16 protein-coding genes are annotated in these 17810 nt (G+C 58.3%); 6 read left to right on the top strand and 10 right to left on the bottom strand.

The genetic code is table 11. The annotated features are described in order from the left end of the window. Positions 1 to 167: 167 nt before the first annotated feature. The 8 genes from WF513_RS01820 to bioB form a co-directional block, all read right to left on the bottom strand. Positions 168 to 1973 carry a phenylacyl-CoA dehydrogenase gene (locus tag WF513_RS01820; RefSeq protein ID WP_339081055.1) on the bottom strand — a complete coding sequence of 602 codons (1806 nt, stop codon included), beginning with the start codon at positions 1971 to 1973 and terminating at the stop codon, positions 168 to 170. 165 nt (positions 1974 to 2138) lie between these two features. Continuing rightward, a complete protein-coding gene (locus WF513_RS01815) occupies positions 2139 to 2915 on the bottom strand; it encodes a putative metalloprotease CJM1_0395 family protein (protein WP_339081054.1) in 777 nt (258 codons plus the stop codon). A 65-nt stretch (positions 2916 to 2980) separates the two neighbouring features. Continuing rightward, complete coding sequence (locus tag WF513_RS01810; RefSeq protein WP_339081053.1) at positions 2981 to 3280, bottom strand: hypothetical protein; 300 nt, start codon at positions 3278 to 3280, stop codon at positions 2981 to 2983. 93 nt (positions 3281 to 3373) lie between these two features. Continuing rightward, positions 3374 to 4063, bottom strand: a complete 690-nt coding sequence (gene bioD / locus WF513_RS01805; RefSeq protein WP_339081052.1) for a dethiobiotin synthase — start codon at positions 4061 to 4063, stop codon at positions 3374 to 3376. Then, complete coding sequence (bioC, locus tag WF513_RS01800; protein WP_339081051.1) at positions 4064 to 4876, bottom strand: malonyl-ACP O-methyltransferase BioC; 813 nt, start codon at positions 4874 to 4876, stop codon at positions 4064 to 4066. Beyond that, the gene (locus WF513_RS01795; RefSeq protein WP_339081050.1) at positions 4869 to 5600 is read right to left on the bottom strand and encodes an alpha/beta fold hydrolase; all 732 of its coding nucleotides are present in this window, start codon (positions 5598 to 5600) and stop codon (positions 4869 to 4871) included. The genes bioC and WF513_RS01795 overlap by 8 nt, the downstream gene beginning before the upstream one ends. Then, a complete protein-coding gene (gene bioF, locus WF513_RS01790; RefSeq protein ID WP_339081049.1) occupies positions 5593 to 6774 on the bottom strand; it encodes an 8-amino-7-oxononanoate synthase in 1182 nt (393 codons plus the stop codon). Before bioF ends, WF513_RS01795 begins: the two co-directional genes overlap by 8 nt. A gap of 29 nt (positions 6775 to 6803) precedes the next feature. Further along, complete coding sequence (gene bioB, locus WF513_RS01785; protein WP_339081048.1) at positions 6804 to 7859, bottom strand: biotin synthase BioB; 1056 nt, start codon at positions 7857 to 7859, stop codon at positions 6804 to 6806. Between the two features lie 80 nt (positions 7860 to 7939). Here bioB and WF513_RS01780 point away from each other — a divergent pair, with 80 nt between their 5' ends. The 3 genes from WF513_RS01780 (at position 7940) to rarD (ending at position 11030) form a co-directional block, all read left to right on the top strand. Continuing rightward, positions 7940 to 8674, top strand: a complete 735-nt coding sequence (locus WF513_RS01780; protein ID WP_339081047.1) for a ComF family protein — start codon at positions 7940 to 7942, stop codon at positions 8672 to 8674. A 255-nt stretch (positions 8675 to 8929) separates the two neighbouring features. Further along, positions 8930 to 9904, top strand: a complete 975-nt coding sequence (locus WF513_RS01775; RefSeq protein ID WP_339081046.1) for a serine/threonine protein kinase — start codon at positions 8930 to 8932, stop codon at positions 9902 to 9904. Positions 9905 to 10136: 232 nt separating this feature from the next. Beyond that, complete coding sequence (gene rarD, locus WF513_RS01770; protein WP_339081045.1) at positions 10137 to 11030, top strand: EamA family transporter RarD; 894 nt, start codon at positions 10137 to 10139, stop codon at positions 11028 to 11030. 104 nt (positions 11031 to 11134) lie between these two features. Here the strand turns inward: rarD and WF513_RS01765 are convergent, their stop codons facing one another. After that, on the bottom strand, positions 11135 to 11653 hold the full coding sequence (locus tag WF513_RS01765; protein WP_339081044.1) for an ACT domain-containing protein: 519 nt from the start codon (positions 11651 to 11653) through the stop codon (positions 11135 to 11137). Positions 11654 to 11667: 14 nt separating this feature from the next. Continuing rightward, complete coding sequence (locus WF513_RS01760) at positions 11668 to 12114, bottom strand: GNAT family N-acetyltransferase (RefSeq protein WP_339081043.1); 447 nt, start codon at positions 12112 to 12114, stop codon at positions 11668 to 11670. A 296-nt stretch (positions 12115 to 12410) separates the two neighbouring features. Between WF513_RS01760 and WF513_RS01755 the strand changes: the two genes are divergently transcribed. The 3 genes from WF513_RS01755 (at position 12411) to WF513_RS01745 (ending at position 17802) form a co-directional block, all read left to right on the top strand. Further along, on the top strand, positions 12411 to 14588 hold the full coding sequence (locus WF513_RS01755; RefSeq protein ID WP_339081042.1) for a malate synthase G: 2178 nt from the start codon (positions 12411 to 12413) through the stop codon (positions 14586 to 14588). Positions 14589 to 14995: 407 nt separating this feature from the next. Next, positions 14996 to 16618 (top strand): methyl-accepting chemotaxis protein, encoded by a 1623-nt coding sequence (locus WF513_RS01750; RefSeq protein ID WP_339081041.1) that lies wholly within the window; start codon positions 14996 to 14998, stop codon positions 16616 to 16618. 26 nt (positions 16619 to 16644) lie between these two features. After that, positions 16645 to 17802, top strand: a complete 1158-nt coding sequence (locus WF513_RS01745; protein ID WP_339081040.1) for a hypothetical protein — start codon at positions 16645 to 16647, stop codon at positions 17800 to 17802. The last annotated feature ends 8 nt before the right edge of the window (positions 17803 to 17810 follow it).

Here is a 17810-nt window from a genome sequence, read left to right as displayed (position 1 = left end):
TCAGTAAGCAAATCATCACGCCAACTGAAGTTTTCAGGCCCAAAAAACCGCACGACTTACGTGTTAACCACGCACGGTGAGAAGTAGGTGGATGCACCGGATTAGCAGGCATAAAAAAACCGCCATCCAGAGGGCAGCGGTTTCTTTGACCTAGAAAGGACTAAGGCTTAGTAGCCCAGGGCGAAATCTTCTTCGGCCATGTCCATCAGGTTGTTGGCGCCGGACAGCATGGCGTCAACGTGCGTACGGGTGCGCGGCAGGATGCGTGCGAAGTAGAAGTTAGCCGTCTGTAGCTTAGCCTTGTAGAAGGCCTCGTCTTCAGCGCCAGCAGCGATCTTCTCGGCAGCCAGGCGTGCCATGTCAGCCCAGAAATAAGCCAGGCAGGCATAACCGCAGTACATCAGGTAATCAACGGAAGCAGCACCGACTTCTTCGCGATCTTTCATTGCAGCCATGCCAACCTTGGTGGTGATGTCGCCCCACTCTTGGTTCAGCTTAGCCAGCGGTGCGACGAGGCCTTTGATGGCTTCGTTGCCTTCGTTGGCCTGGCAGAACTTGTGTACGATCTTAGTGAAGTTCTTCAGCGCGCCACCCTGGGTCATCAGGATCTTGCGACCCAGCAGGTCGAGTGCCTGAATGCCGGTGGTGCCTTCGTACATCATGGAGATGCGGCAGTCGCGAACGTTCTGCTCCATGCCCCACTCAGCGATAAAGCCGTGACCACCATAGATTTGCATGCCGTGGTTAGCGGCTTCAAAGCCAACTTCGGTCATAAAGGCTTTGGCGATTGGCGTGAGGAATGCCAGCAGATCGTCTGCGGCCTTTTTCTCGGCTTCGTCTTTGCTGTATTTGACGATATCAACCTGCTTGGCGGTGAAATACACCATCGCACGGTTGCCTTCAGCAAAGGCCTTCATGGTCAGCAGCATGCGACGAACATCGGGGTGAACGATGATCGGATCAGCGGCTTGGTCCGGTGCTTTAGGGCCGGTCAGCGAACGCATTTGCAGGCGCTCGCGGGCGTATTTCAAACCACCCTGGAAACCCAGTTCAGCATGCGCCAGGCCCTGCAGTGCAGTACCCAGACGTGCGGTGTTCATAAAGGTGAACATGCAGTTCAGGCCTTTGTTCGGTGGGCCGATCAAATAACCGGTGGCGCCGTCAAAGTTCATCACGCAGGTCGCATTACCGTGGATGCCCATCTTGTGTTCGATCGAACCACAGTTAACGGTGTTACGGTCACCGACATTGCCATCAGCATTGACGATGAACTTAGGCACGATGAACAGCGAGATGCCTTTGGTGCCAGCCGGCGCATCGGGCAGGCGTGCCAATACGATATGAACGATGTTGCCGGACATGTCGTGTTCGCCAGCAGAGATAAAGATCTTGGTGCCGTAAAGTTTGTAAGTACCGTCAGCCTGTGGCTCGGCCTTGGTGCGCAGCATGCCGAGGTCAGTACCGCAATGCGACTCGGTCAGGCACATGGTGCCCGTCCACTCGCCCGATACCAGCTTGGTCAGGTAAGTGTGCTTCTGGTCGTCAGTGCCGTGCTCAGCGATGGTGTTCATGCAGCCGTGCGACAGGCCCGGGTACATGCCCCACGACCAGTTGGCAGTACCAACCATTTCACTCAATACCAGGCCCAGCGACTCAGGCAAGCCTTGACCGCCGTGATCGGCGTCATGCGCCAAGCTCGGCCAGCCACCTTCAACGTACTGCTGGTAGGCATCTTTGAAGCCGGACGGCGTTTTCACGCCATCAGCGGACCAAGTGCAGCCTTCTATGTCACCTACACGGTTCAGCGGGGACAATACTTGCTCACAGAACTTAGCGCCTTCTTCAAGAATGGCGTCGACCATATCTGGAGTGGCGTCCTGGCAGCCAGGCAGGCTCTGATAGTGCGCTTCATAGCCGAGCAGTTCGTCGCGTACGAAACGTATATCACGCAAGGGGGCCTTGTAATCAGGCATAGCGGTTGACCTCTGCGGTGGATTCTTAGTGTGTAGGTGACCGGGTATTCGGTCGTTTTCGGGAGTTATCCCGGTGCTCGAATGCCCTTGGGCAACCAAGCTAATCAAACAAGCGTTTGAAACATACGTTTATGGCTATTTAATGTCAAGCACCCCGGCTGCCGCTCAAGCCACCAGATCGACCACCGGTGTGGGCTTCTGCAGGCCACTGAGTTGCTTGTACAGATCCAGATTAGCTGGCGGCGGCTGATCCTGCTGTGCCGATGCGGCAGTTTGCTCTGCCTCAACCGGCAGCTCTTCATCTTCTATAAGCGCCTCGGCGCGCGCCTCACTGGCTGCCTGCGCCTCATTGCGCTGCTGTTGCGCCAATTGCACGCGAGCCTCCACCATTGACACCTGCGCTTGCGCGGCCACTTGGCGATCTTGTGCAGAAGGCTCAGCGGGAGCCAGGGCTGCGCGGATCACTACTTCCATTTTCCTGAGGGTCGCTTCAGGGTCGTTGGACACAGCGCCGGCGTCGATGCCGACTTCACCGGCAATCGCGTAACGTTTGCCGTCAGGCCCGCGCTCATAGGTGTAACTCGGCGCGCTGGCATAACGGCCACCTACTGCAGCATGGGCTTGCTCGTGGGTGCGCACTTCCTGGTCACGGCTGGCCAGCTTGGTGATTTCAAGTTGTTCAAGGCGCTGCTGCTGAGGACTCGCCTCACCTTTAGCCGACTGGGCTTTATCCGAATTTGCCGAAGCGTCGTCGGGCTTATCCGCCTCATCACGCGACGAAGCGGACTGCTCACCAGCCAACGGCTGGGCAGCCTTAGTTGGCGCCTGGGCAGCGCGGGTGATATCGGGGGAAACATCAGGCGATACAGCAGGTGAAAGAAGCCTTACCGGCAGCAGATTAGCCGCTGGCGCAGAGTAGGACGTTGCGCCACCAATCTGCATGTCATCACTCCTCGTCCCTTAGCCGCCACTCACGTCACGGCGTAAGCGCACACGGGTTGGAGGGCTTAGGCCTTGGTGTCGATCAGAGTACCGAGAACTTCATCAGCCGTTCTCACCACCTTAGCGCCTGCTTGAGCTTCATTTTGCCCTTGGCGCAGCGCGACTAAACTCTCAGCCAAGTCAGGGCGGTTCTGCTCCGCAGCGCTTGGCGCTGGGTTAACCTGATTGGCCGGAGGTGTTGATGTGGGCTGCTGCGGCTGAGTCACTGCATTACTGGCAATGGCTGCAGCGGCTTGTTCGGTCCGGCGCTGGCCAGACTGAATCGTGCTGATGCCCGAATTAAAAGCACTTCCAGAAATTTCCATAGCATGCTCCGTTTTAGTGAATCACTAACAAACCAATTTAAGCAGAAATTGCTCGAAAAACGTACAAGTAAAACGCTATGGCACTTAGCCTGCTTATAGCGGGCAGTGCAGAAGATCGAGATTAAGGTAGCTGCAAACTGCAGCCGGTGAGGCATCCGCTAGCCGCGGCAGATAACCTAAGCAAGGCGCGGGGAGGCGCTCGGCCAGAGTGGCAAGGTTGTCTTCAAGACGTGAGATTTGCGGGTCGACCAGATTGGCCACCCAGCCGGCTAACGGCAGACCATCGCGCAGGATCGCCTCAGCCGTCAACAACGCCTGATTGATGCAGCCAAGACGCACGCCGACCACCAAAATGACCGGCAGCTTCAATGCTATCGCCACATCCGACAACGTTGCCTCACCAGCCAGTGGGACGCGCCAGCCGCCGGCACCTTCTATTAGGGTAAAGTCGGCGCGCTTGTCCAGAATGGCCTGCACGGGGCCTTGCAGCGCCGCCACATCCAGCAACACACCTACTTCGCGCGCCGCCAGATGCGGCGCAATGGCGGGCTCAAATGCCAGCGGATTAACCTCTTCATAACGCAGGGCCACGGTGCACTCGCCCAGTAATGCTAAGGCGTCATCGTTACGCAAACCATCCGCCGTTGATACGCAGCCCGACGCCACCGGCTTGGCTGCCGCAGTGGACAACCCGGCCAATTTTGCTGCATGCAGCAAGCCGGCAGCGACGGTGGTTTTGCCGATTTCGGTATCCGTACCGGTGACGAAGAACGCTTGAGTCATTTAGCTGATTTCCTTCTGTAACACGCCGTATACCACCTGATAGGTTGCCGGCAGGCCTTGGGGCTGACGGAACTGCTCATACGCACTGAGCAGCGCCAGCATGCGCGCACGCCCAGTCAAACCGCCTGGGCGGCCGGGATTGAGATTGTGTGCACCCAGAGCTTTGAGTTCATGGGTCAGGCTGCGTACATCCGGGAAATGCAGGGTTTGTGGCGTCACATGCAGGCTCAGCAGCGTCAGCGTGCTGTCGTCACACACACGCTGATAGTCCTCGAACCGACGGAAGCGATTAACGTGGACAAAACCATCCACCGCCTGCCAGCTGTCGCGCAGCTCCTGCAAGGTGCCGACGCACAGGCTACTGAAGGCCAGCACACCGCCAGGTCTAAGCACGCGCCGAGCTTCGCTGAGTACCGCCGGAAAATTTGCGCACCACTGCAACGCGAGGCTGGAAAACAACAGGTCACACATGGCATCGCGCAGGGGCAGCTGCTCGGCATCACCGGCAATGAACTGCTGCGCACCGCCTAGCGGTCGGGCGTGTTGCAACATGCCCTCAGCAATATCCAACGCCAAGCCAGCGCTCGATGGGAACCGCTCAGCCAAGACCCGGCTGAAATAGCCCGTACCGCAACCCAGATCAAGCCAGCGCGCCGGGTTGATTGACGCGGGCAGCGCGGCCAACAGCCGCTGGCCGACCTGCCGCTGTAAGGCGGCCACGCTGTCGTAGCTCCCCGCCGCACGGGAAAAAGAAGCTGCCACTTGACGCTTATTCGGCAACCCGCCGAGTGAGTCTTGGGCTGGATCAATCATCACCGGCCTCGTGCAGAAACGCCTGAATGGCCGCTGCAATCTCATGCGGGCGTTCCAGCGCAAACGCATGACTGGCGTGATCAATCAGGCCGATCTCAACATCGGGCAAAAGCATCAACAGCGCTTGCGCAGCACCCGCGGGAACCAGCCCATCCTGGCCGGCAAACAGGTGCAGTTGCGGCCCCACAAACGCCTGCAGCGCAGCGCGCGTATCCATGGCCGCCAGCACATCCAACCCCGCCAGCAAGGCAGCGGAATTAGGCAGTGGCGCAGCGCTCAACAGCTGTCGCGATAAACCGCGGGCATCCGCTGCACCTTGGGCACACAACAGCGCAAAGCGCTTCAGGGCAGCGGGCGCATCAGCGGCACAACCTTGGCGAAAAGCGCCGAACGTTTCTGCGTTCATTGCGGCAGGCCAGCTTGGCTGCGCGACAAAGCACAGATTGCTGGCCATAGTCAGCAGGCCGCTGCAACGCTCGCCACGCCGCGCGGCCAACTCGGCTGCAAGCATGCCGCCGAGGGACCAGCCTCCCAGCCAAACATCCTGCGCCAGCTCGGCGTCTAGCTGATCCAGCCAGTCGGCTGGGTCAGTGGAGTCCAATAACGGTAACGGTTCGATCTGCACGTTTAAGCGCGGATCAAGCCCGCGCAAGGCATCAGCCAGCGGCTGTAAGGGCGCAGTGCCCAAGCCCCAACCGGGCAGCAAAATCAGCCGATCACGCATGGGTGACGCCCTCCGCAGCCAGTTGTGGCCAGCACTCAGCCAGCGCCTCAAGTAATAGTTCCAACTGCGCCAGGCTGTGAGCAGCAGACAGCGTTACCCGCAGGCGAGCACTACCAGCCGGCACGGTGGGTGGGCGAATCGCCGTGACCAGCAAACCTCTCTCACGCAGCAGATGTGACAGCTGCATAGCGCGGCCGCTGTCACCCATCAAGATCGGCTGAATCGGCGTGGCGCTGTCCATCAGCTCAAGACCAATGGCCTGCGCGCCTTGGCGAAAGCGCGCGATCAACCTATTTAAATGCTCGCGACGCCAGTGTTCGCTGCGCAGCAACTCCAGGCTTTTCAATGTGGCACAGGCCAGCGCAGGTGGCTGGCTGGTGGTGTAGATATAGGGCCGAGCGAATTGCACCAAGGTCTCGATCAGCTCCTCACTGCCGGCGACAAACGCACCTGCCGTACCAAAGGCCTTGCCCAACGTACCGACCAGCACCTGCACATCATCCGTGCCCAGGCCGAAGTGCTCAATAATGCCGCCGCCGGTTGCGCCCAGCGGGCCGAAGCCATGAGCATCATCGACCATCACCCACGCATTAGCGCGCCGTGCCTCAGCGCACAGTGCCGGCAAGTCAGGCAGATCACCGTCCATGCTGAACACACCGTCGGTGACTACCAACGTATTGCCGCTGGCCTTGCGCAAGCGATTGGCCAAGCTCACAGCATCGTTGTGCAAGTAACGAGAAAAGCGCGCGCCGCTGAGCAAGCCCGCGTCCAGCAAGGAGGCGTGATTAAGGCGGTCTTCCAAAACGGTGTCGTCACGCCCGACCAGCGCCGTTACCGCGCCGAGGTTGGCCATATAGCCGGTGGAAAATAACAGCGCCCGTGGCCGCCCTGTGAACTCAGCCAACGCTTCTTCCAGCTCATGATGCGGCCTGCTATGGCCAATCACTAAATGCGATGCACCGCCGCCAACGCCCCAGCGCGCAGCACCCGCACGCCATGCTTCAATCACTTGCGGGTGATTGGCCAGGCCAAGGTAGTCGTTGGAACAGAAAGCCAACAGCGCGCGGCCGTCAACCGTCACCAGCGGCCCTTGCGGTGACTCAAGCAAGGGACGTTGGCGATACAGATTGGCGGTGCGGCGCTCGGCGAGGCGAGTGGCAAGATCGAAGCTCATGGCAGCCCGGTTGGCTTTTATGGAAGGGGTTATACCGCAGCGTTGTAGAACAGCGTGGAGTCGCGCTGCTCTGCAAGGGCCTGCTCAATCGCCGCCTGGTGCACTTCATCCGCATGCCCTTCGCGCGCTTCTGGCTTAATGCCGAGACGGGCGAACAACTGCATATCCTTATTAGCCTGCGGGTTGGCAGTGGTCAGCAACTTCTCGCCGTAGAAAATCGAGTTGGCACCGGCGAAGAAGGCCAAGGCTTGCATCTGCTCATTCATCGCCTCACGGCCGGCAGACAGCCGCACGTGCGACTGCGGCATCATGATCCGCGCCACAGCGAGCATGCGGATAAAGTCGAACGGATCGACATCTGGCTCATCGGCGAGCGGCGTACCCTTAACCTTAACCAGCATGTTGATGGGCACGGACTCCGGATGCTCAGGCAGATTCGCCAGTTGGATCAATAGGCCCGCGCGGTCATCCAGCGACTCACCCATGCCGAGGATGCCACCGGAGCAGATTTTCATGCCCGACTCACGCACGTGGGCCAGGGTTTCCAGGCGCTCACCGTAGGTGCGGGTGGTAATGATGCTGCCGTAAAACTCCGGCGAGGTGTCGAGGTTGTGGTTGTAATAGTCGAGCCCCGCATCAGCCAACGCCTGGGTTTGATCTTTGTCCAGCTTGCCCAAGGTCATGCAGGTTTCCAGCCCCAAGGCCTTAACACCTTCGACCATTTTCAGCACGTAGGGCATGTCTTTGGCCGACGGATGCTTCCACGCCGCACCCATGCAGAAACGAGTGGAGCCGATGGCCTTAGCCTCGGCGGCTGCGTCCAGCACCTTCTGCACTTCCAGCAGTTTTTCCTTTTCCAGACCGGTGTTGTAGTGGCCAGACTGCGGGCAATACTTGCAGTCTTCTGGGCAAGCACCAGTCTTGATCGACAGCAGGGTGGAGACCTGCACGCGGTTTGCATCGAAGTGCGCGCGGTGCACCGTTTGTGCAGCGAAGAGCAAATCGTTGAACGGTTGCTCGAAGAGCGCCCTAACCTCATTTAAGGTCCAATCGTGACGCAGGTTAGCGGCGGTGGTGGCGCTCATCGGTTACTCCTTGTTATTGGCGGTGGCTTGCTACGCTGAGCAAGCTCGACACGGATGCGTGGCATATTTAAGGAAGGCCTATGCGCTGTCAACCCAACTCAACATTCCAGGTTTACAACTGGTTAAAAAACAAACAAAGCTGCTTGCTCTGCGACGAACTAGCCGACGGCGCGCTGGCCATCTGCACCAACTGTGAAGCTGAGCTGCCTTGGCTAGGCGGGCACTGCCAGGTGTGCGCCCTGCCATTGCCCAGTCACGGCTTGGTGTGCGGGAGCTGCCTGAAAAAGCCGCCCAGCTTCACCAAGGTTGAAACACCGTGGCGCTATGCCTTCCCCATCGACAGCCTGATCACCCGGTTCAAGCACCAGGCTAAGTGGCCATTGGGACGCTTGCTCGGCGAGCTTTTGTCACATCATCTGCAACATGCCTTCGATAACGGGCTGAAAAAACCCGAACTACTGCTGCCCGTCCCTTTGGCAGACAAACGCCAGCGCCAGCGCGGGTTCAATCAAGCGCAGTTGCTCGCGCAGTGGCTGAGCGCTTCATTGCATGTGCCACAACAGCCGCACTGGCTGCAACGCATCATCGATACGCCTGCACAGCAGCAACTGGATGCTGCCACGCGCAAACGTAACTTACGCAACGCATTTGCTTTAAAAGCAGGCAGCTCAATGACAGGCCTGCACGTGGCGCTGATTGATGACGTATTGACCACCGGTGCTACCGCTGAAAGCCTCGCGCAGCTGTTAAGCAAAGCCGGTGCCGCGCGGGTTGATGTGTATTGCTTGGCGCGCACGCCAAAGCCCGGCGACTAGCCCGCCCCTAGAGACCAGTTAAACCTGAGCGTAATCCGAAAAGGCGTTCCCGGATTGCGCTGCGCTTATCCGGGCTACGAGGGGGTTGGTGTGGAGTAAATGTGTATTAATTGGCGCGCATGTCTACGCCCCGCGATCAACAGCTTCGGTAGCCCGGATAAGCCTAGGCGTAATCCGGGACCATAACGTAGCGCGCAAACCCCGCCCGACCCTGCATAAGCGCTACACTCGGCGGCCAACTGACCGGAGCCGCCCATGTCCCATCCATTTGCCGCACTCACACCCGATCTGGTGCTGGATGCTGTGGAGAGCATCGGCTACCTCAGCGATGCACGCGTGCTGGCGCTCAACAGCTATGAAAACCGCGTCTACCAAGTGGGCATCGAGGATGAAATGCCGCTAATCGCCAAGTTCTATCGCCCTGATCGCTGGACCGATGCGGCGATTCGCGAAGAACACAGCTTCACCTTCGAGCTGGCCGAATGTGAAGTGCCGGTGGTGGCTCCACTGGTGCGCGATGGCGAAACCTTGTTCGAGTATTCCGGCTTTCGCTTTGCGCTATTTCCCCGACGCGGCGGGCGAGCGCCAGAGCCGGGCAACCTCGACCAACTGTACCGCCTCGGTCAGCTACTCGGCCGCTTGCATGCTGTGGGCTCACTCAAGCCATTTGCCCATCGTGAAGCCTTACAGGTGAGCAACTTTGGCCACGCATCACTGGCAACCTTGCTAGAGGGGAATTTTATTCCGCGCGGCCTGCTGCCCGCCTACGAGTCGGTGGCGCGCGATCTGCTCAAGCGCTTGGATACGCTATTCGCCAGCAACCCGGTCAAAGCGATTCGCCTGCACGGTGATTGCCACCCCGGCAATCTGCTATGCCGGGACGACACCTTCCATATGGTCGACCTCGACGACTGCCGCATGGGCCCTGCCGTCCAAGATTTATGGATGATGCTTGCCGGCGAACGGCATGAGCGCCTCGGTCAGCTCTCAGAGTTGATGGAGGGTTATCAGGAATTCCATGATTTCAACCCACGCGAGCTGCCACTAATTGAAGGCCTGCGCACGCTGCGGCTGATGCATTACAGCGCCTGGCTGGCAAGGCGCTGGGACGACCCGGCGTTCCCCATGAGTTTCCCCTGGTTCGGTAGCGAGCGTTATTGGGGCGAGCAGATTCTGATCTTACGTGAGCAGTTATCGGCCTTGGATGAAGAGCCGCTAAGGCTATTTTGATCGGCTGCTCAAGGCCGCGCTTGCGCATTCAACTCAGAGGAAGTGAGCGGCCAAGGCTTGCCTGAGCGGCGTCGCAAGCGCAACCAGCAGAACAGTTGGCCACCTTGGCGTAACGTCTTTGTTACAGCCAAGCAGCGTTTACCACTGAAGAAAAACCTGCCTACCCGGACAGGCCTGCACCGCCGCGATTAGACTCTGACTCTTTAGTTAGCTGCCCAAGCAAGGACCCATCATGGCCAACGTCAACCCGCGTCGCGGGTACATTCTCGGCCTGACCGCCTACATTATTTGGGGCCTGTTCCCACTCTATTTCAAAGCCATTCAAAGCGTGCCCGCACTTGAAATCATCGTGCACCGGGCACTTTGGTCGGCCATTTTTGGTGCGTTGCTGCTGCTGGTATGGAAGCACCCTGGCTGGCTGCGCGCGCTACTGGCCCACCCCAAGCGTTTCGCCGTATTGGGCCTTAGCGGCCTGCTGATCGCCAGCAACTGGCTGGTGTATGTGTGGGCGGTAAATGATGGGCGCATGCTTGAGGCCAGCCTGGGCTACTACATCAACCCGCTGGTCAATGTCCTGCTGGGCATGCTGATTCTTGGCGAGCGGTTGCGCCGCTTGCAATGGCTGGCCGTGGCGTTGGCTGCGCTGGGGGTTATGCAGCAGTTGTGGCAGGTTGGCAGCATTCCTTGGGTCTCCCTGGTGCTGGCCCTGACATTCAGCTTCTACGGGCTGATTCGTAAACAGGCGCCGGTCGCAGCACTGCCCGGATTGGTCGTAGAAACCTGGCTGCTGCTGCCACTGGCGCTTGGCTGGTTGCTGCTGCACCCAGCGGCGATGAGCACCCAAGCTGATTTTTGGAGCACCCCGCAAGCGCTCTGGTTGATTGCTGCGGGCCCGATTACCCTGGTACCGCTGGTGTGCTTCAACGCCGCAGCCCGCCACCTGCCCTACACCACGCTGGGCTTTTTACAGTACGTGGCCCCGACCTTAGTGTTGCTGCAGGCGATCTTCCTGTTTGGTGAGCATTTCGACCCGAGCAAGCTGCTGGCGTTTATCTGCATTTGGGCTGGGCTGGCTATTTACAGCGTCGACGCTTGGTTAACCCTGCGCAAACGCCGGCCGGTGTAAGAACCATCAGCAGCTAGTAAAAAGGCCCCGAGGCACGTGTCAGTGCTTCGGGGTTTCGTGTTTAAGGCTCAGGTTTATCGATATAAGTGCGGGGAACCCCGGCACTACTCCTCGATTTGCAGCTTCAGCTCCACCATCAGATCATCGGCCAACGCTTCTAGATGCGTTTGCAGCTGCTCCAAGGTCAGGCTTTGCGGCACACCCAACAAGGCTTGCGCCTGGAAGAGCAGCTCACCACTCATGGGCGCAGGCACGACTTCGGTGCTCAGGCTCTCCAAGTTGACGCCATGGCTGCTAAGCAAGCGGGTGATGTCACGCACGATGCCCGGGCGATCATTGCCCACCAACTCCAGACGAATAGCTTGCCAGGTAACTACCGGCGCAGCACCGCCTGTGGCGATCTGCACACGAATGCCTTGGGCCTGCAATGCCTCCAGCGCAGCTACCAAACCGGGGTGCGCCGCCAGCGGTACATCCACCCGCAGTATCCCGGCGAACTGACCCGCCATGCGCGACATGCGGCTTTCCAGCCAGTTGCCGCCATGCTCGCTGATGCACTGAGCGACGCGCTCGACCAGCCCTGGCTGATCCTGGGCAATAACCGTGAGTACCAGATGATCCATGTTTTGCTCCTTGTTCAGTTCAAGCTCAGCCAATAGGTAAAAAATACTTCGTCACGCACATAACCCAAACGCTCATAAAGGGCTTGTCCTGGCAGATTGCTCTTTGCCGTCTCCAACTGCAAACCGCAGGCTCCGCTCGCCTGCGCATGATCGCGCGCAGCGTTCATCAGCGCCTCACCGACACCTTGGCGGCGCGCCGACTTATGGACATAGAGGTCACTGAGCAACCAAGCCGGCTGCAACGCTAACGATGAGAAAAAGGCATACAGCTGCACAAACCCGAGCGCCGCACCGTGCGCATCGCGGGCCAGCAGAATCGTCGAATCAGCGTTATCCATGCGGGCTGCAAGAAAATCCCGCACCTGCACACGCGGTTTTGCCACCTGATAGAACGTGAGATAGGCGCAGAATAATTCGCTCAACTCGTCGAGATCTGCAGCTGTGGCGGCCTGAATAGGCATAAAAGTCGACCTCCATAAAAACCATGCAGCAGTATAGGCAAGCCGCTCCGAGAGCCATCGCGCGCCTTCAAAGCAATTAGCTGCGGACTATTCCGCCTTCACAAAGAACAATACTGTGAATTTAACGCAGCAATATTTATGCAAAATCATCGCAAAACACTTCATTAGCAACAGAGCGACGCGCACCAACTGATTTTCCCCGGGCCTTGATGTAGTATGCCGCGCCTCGGACTACATGCGGCACTGCCCATGTCCGACGCGCTTATTGAGTAAAGCTGAGCAGAGTGAGGCAAGTGATGACTGAACGCGTTCAAGTAGGCAGCCTGCAGGTTGCTAAAGTGCTGTTCGACTTCGTGAACAACGAAGCCATCCCCGGTACCGGCATTGCTGCCGAGACGTTCTGGGCAGGTGCCGAAGCGGTCATCAATGACCTGGCGCCGAAAAACCGGGCGCTGCTCGCTAAGCGCGACCAGATTCAGGCACAGGTCGACGCGTGGCACCAAGCCCGCGCAGGGCAAGCCCACGATGCAGTGGCCTACAAAGCCTTCCTGCAAGAAATCGGCTATCTGCTGCCAGAGCCTGCCGACTTCCACGCCACCACCGAGAACGTCGACGAAGAAATCGCCCGCCTCGCCGGGCCCCAGTTGGTGGTGCCGGTGATGAACGCGCGCTTCGCCCTGAACGCGTCCAATGCTCGTTGGGGCTCGCTGTACGATGCTCTCTACGGCACTGACGTGATCAGCGAAGAAGGCGGCGCCGAGAAAGGCCGCGGCTACAACAAGGTTCGTGGTGACAAGGTCATCGCCTTCGCCCGCACCTTCCTCGACGATGCCGCGCCACTGGCCGCCGGCTCCCACGTCGACTCCACTGGCTACAAGATCGTTGACGGCAAGCTGGTCGTCGCCCTTAAAGGCGGCAGCAACAGCGGCCTGCGTGATGACGCGCAACTGATCGGCTTCCAAGGCGCTAGCGATGCGCCCATCGCCGTGCTGCTCAAGCACAACGGCCTGCACTTTGAAATCCAGATTGATGCCAGCACTCCAGTCGGCCAGACCGATGCCGCCGGCGTCAAAGACGTGCTAATGGAAGCGGCACTGACCACCATCATGGATTGCGAAGACTCCGTGGCGGCCGTTGATGCTGACGACAAAGTGGTGATCTACAAAAACTGGCTCGGCCTGATGAAAGGCGACTTGGCTGAAGAGGTTGCCAAAGGCGGCCAGACCTTCACCCGCACCATGAATCCGGACCGCGTTTACACCCAGCCTGCCGGTGGTGAGTTATCCCTGCATGGCCGCAGCCTACTGTTCGTGCGGAACGTCGGCCACCTGATGACCAACCCCGCCATCCTCGACGCCGCTGGCAATGAGGTACCGGAAGGTATCCAAGACGCGCTGTTCACCAGCTTGTGCGCAGTGCACAACCTGAATGGCAACACCAGCCGCAAAAACACTCGCACCGGCTCGGTCTACATTGTTAAACCGAAAATGCACGGCCCAGAGGAAGTGGCGTTCACGACCGAGATTTTCGGCCGTGTTGAAGGCGTTCTCAGCCTGCCGCGCAATACCTTGAAAGTCGGCATCATGGACGAAGAACGGCGCACCACCGTCAACCTCAAGGCTTGCATCAAAGCCGCCAGCGAGCGCGTGGTGTTCATCAACACCGGCTTCCTCGACCGCACCGGCGACGAAATTCACACTTCCATGGAAGCTGGCGCCGTTGTGCGCAAAGCCGCCATGAAAAACGAGAAGTGGATCAGCGCCTACGAGAACAACAACGTTGATGTTGGCCTGGCCACCGGCCTGCAAGGCCGCGCGCAAATCGGCAAAGGCATGTGGGCCATGCCCGACCTGATGGCGGCCATGGTTGAGCAAAAAGTCGCTCACCCAATGGCCGGCGCTAATACCGCCTGGGTGCCGTCGCCAACTGCTGCTGCCTTGCACGCCATGCACTATCACAAGGTGGATGTATTCGCTCGCCAGGCCGAACTGGCTAAGCGCGCGCCGGCATCCGTTGATGACATCCTCAGCATTCCGCTGGCGCAGAACACCAACTGGACGCCTGAGGAAGTTCAGAACGAACTGGACAACAACTCACAAGGCATCCTCGGCTATGTGGTGCGCTGGATCGACCAAGGCGTGGGTTGCTCGAAAGTGCCGGACATCAATGACATCGGCTTGATGGAAGACCGCGCCACCCTGCGCATCTCCAGCCAGCTGCTGGCCAACTGGCTGCGTCATGGCATCGCCACCGAAGAGCAAATTGTTGCCAGCCTCAAGCGCATGGCGCCTGTGGTGGATCGACAGAACGACAGCGACCCGCTGTACCGTCCGCTGGCACCGAACTTCGACAGCAACATCGCGTTCCAGGCTGCCCTGGAACTGGTGGTCGAAGGTACCAAGCAACCGAACGGCTACACCGAGCCTGTCTTGCACCGCCGCCGCCGCGAGTTCAAAGCGGCCAACGGTCTGTAACCTGAGGCTGTAGTGACTCAAAAAACCGCCTCTCGGGGCGGTTTTTTATGGGCGCTGGTCTACCGCTGCAGGTTGCAGCTCAGTATCGACATACACCGTGCAAAGTGCATTATCCTAAATAAGATCAATGCCAAGACCGGGTAAACTCCTCTAAAACATAAGCATAACGTCAGCAGTCTTCTGGCAACATTTGCGCACAGCACGACAGAAGGCAAAAACACTTGGTTGCATGCCAGTATTTTTGCCATGCGTCGATAAATTTGGGCCTCCTTAACTACAGAAGTACTAAGCTCTGCCGAAACAATAATCGACCATACGCAAAGCGTATGGTCAGCACATGACCGATAAATGGCAGGATGCCCACAAAACCAACTCGGTATACTTCGCCCCAAATTGGGACACCTGCCATGCTAAAAAATCTTTCGCTTACCCTAAAGTTTCTGCTGCTGCCTGCGGTTGCGTTGCTTGGCCTGCTGCTGTTTGTCGGCTACACCTCCATGCAACTGGGCAATAACGACAAACGCCTTGTGGACCTTGAAACCCACAGCTTCCCAACGCTGGAGAAAGCCGACGCGGTGATCTTCCAGTACTCGCGTCTGCCTGGCCTGCTTAACAGCGCCGTCGCGGCGGGTGAAATGGAAACTCTGAGCGAGGCCCGGCAAGTACTGACCGAGATTACTAACAAGCAACAGGAGTTGCAGTTACTGGTTGCCGACCGTCAGGACCGTCGTCAAGAGCTGGACGCTTGGCGCACTGCGATCAAGCGCTACGCCGACAACGCGCTGCCCGCCTCGGAGCAACTGATCAAAGGTACTGCCAGTTTCGAAGAGCTGGCGCCAAGCCTAGGCCGCATGGCCACCGACCTAAACGAGGCGCAAAGCCTTGGCACCACGTTCCGCGCGCATGCCTATGAAGACTTCCGCCAGACCCTGGCACAAACTCGCACCGACAATGCCACCACCACCCGAGTTGGCTTTGCTCTGTCTGCCGTGCTGGTCATCTTGGTGAGCATTGTCTCGCTCTTGGTCATACGCGGCATCATGGCCAACGTGCGCGGTGTAATCACCTCGCTGCAAGCCATTGCCAGTGGTGATGGCGACTTAACGCGCCGCGTGAGCGTTGATTCCAACGATGAAATTGGCGAAATGATTCAGCTCTTCAACGGCTTTATCGACAAGCTTCAGTCAACCATCCGCCAAATCATCGAAGCCGCCAACCCATTGGGCAGTATGTCCAAAGAGCTGTATCGGCTCACCCAGGACGCCCAACAAAACTCGGGGTCGCAACAAGGCCATACCGATTCAATCAGCCGCGATATCCTGACCATGACCAACAGCATTCAGGAAGTTGCACATCGTTCGCAGCAGGCCTCCGATGAGGCGGGTGCAGCCACCAAGCAAGCCGATCAAGCCCGGCAAAATATTGGCTCCCTTTCAACCAGCATCAGTGACCTGGGCAGCAGCGTTATGGGTGCGGTCAAGGCCATGGAGCAGCTGGAAGAAGAAACCCAGCAGGTTGGCTCGGTGCTAACGGTTATTCGCAGCATTGCTGAACAAACCAACCTGCTGGCTCTCAACGCAGCCATTGAGGCGGCGCGCGCCGGCGAGCAAGGCCGTGGCTTTGCTGTAGTAGCAGATGAGGTGCGCAACTTAGCGCAAAAAACCGCTGCCTCGACCGCCGAGATCCAAACCATCATTCAACGTCTGCAATCAAGCGCCAACGGCGTGCTTAACGTGATGACGGCCAATGGCGAAAAAGCCCAAAACAGCATCGAGCGTTCGGTGCAAGCCACACAAATTCTTGAAGCCATTGCTGATGCGGTAGGCCATATCAACGAATTGAATGCTGGCATTGCTCAGTTCACCCAAGAGCAAATCGGCCTGTCCAGTTCCATTCAGCAAGACACACAAGTGTTGCAGCAGGACGCACAAGCAACCGCACAAGGTGCACAGGCTACCGCTCGCCTCGGCGAACAATTGGTCAGCACCGGGGATCACCTGCGCGCGGCGACAGCCCAGTTCCGCGTTTAACCTGAAACACACAGGAGCACACCTGAATGAGCAAACGTCACCTTCTCGGCTTGGCCGTCTGCCTGGCCAGCCTGCCAGCCCTTGCAGTTGAGCAAGGCGAGTATCAGCTCAACGGTTTCGGCACCCTCGGCATCACCCACTTGGGCGGCGAGAGCGATCTGGATTACGGTATCCAAGGCCAAACCAACGACAGCTGGCGCGGCGATCAGCTGTCCAAGCTGGCCGTGCAAATGCGTTATGGCATCACCGATACTGTTAGCGTTACCGGCCAACTGATCACCAAACCCACCCAAGACTCGTGGGAAGTAGGGCCCGGCAATTTGTACCTCGCTTGGGAAGCAAGCGACAACCTGACCCTGCGTGGCGGTCGTCTGGGCACTCCGATTTACATGTATTCAGAAACCCTTAACGTCGGTTTCTCTTACCCGTGGCTGCGCTTGCCGGAAGAGGTTTACAGCCTTGTTCAGCTGGCTAACCATGACGGCGCTGATGTGCTGTACAACTTCAATACTGGCGCCGGCACCGTGAGCGTCCAATTAGCCGGCGGCCAAGCGATCAAACGCGATCATTACGCGCTGGATAACATGCAAGACTTGGATTACCGCGATGTTTTCGCGGCCAACGTCGCGCTGTCCACTGATAATTTCGGTACGTTCCGCATCGGCTACGCCGAGGCTGACTTGCAAATCACTGTGGACGAGACAATCACCAATGTCTTTGGTGCACAGGAAAACCGAGTATTCAATGCTCTAGATGCACAGAAAGGCAAGTTCAGCTCAGTTGGCCATCAATATGATAATGGCACATGGTTGAGCGCCGCCGAGGCGGTAAAACTCACCATTGAACAAGATAACGAAGCTGAAGCCACCGCGTTCTACGTCATGGGTGGCCGCCGCTTCGGTGATTACTTGGCGCACGTGACCTATGGCCAACTTGATGAAGTGTCTGGTCGTCAAGTGTCGATGACCTACGGCCTCAACTACAGCATCACGCCTACTGTGACGCTGAAAGGCGAATACAAGCGCGTCGACACCTCACAAACTGATGAGTCCATTGGCGTTTTCAAAGCCAATGCACAGCAGTCTTACGACAATGCCGTCTTCCAGCGCACAGGTGTTTTTGGCGCACCATTGGGCACCCAAGACGCTGACATCTTCAGCGTTGGCGTTGATTTCGTATTTTAAGGAGAGCC

Source organism: Pseudomonas sp. TMP9, from assembly GCF_037943105.1.
Lineage (GTDB): Bacteria > Pseudomonadota > Gammaproteobacteria > Pseudomonadales > Pseudomonadaceae > Aquipseudomonas.
This window is presented reverse-complemented; position numbering and strand designations above follow the sequence as displayed.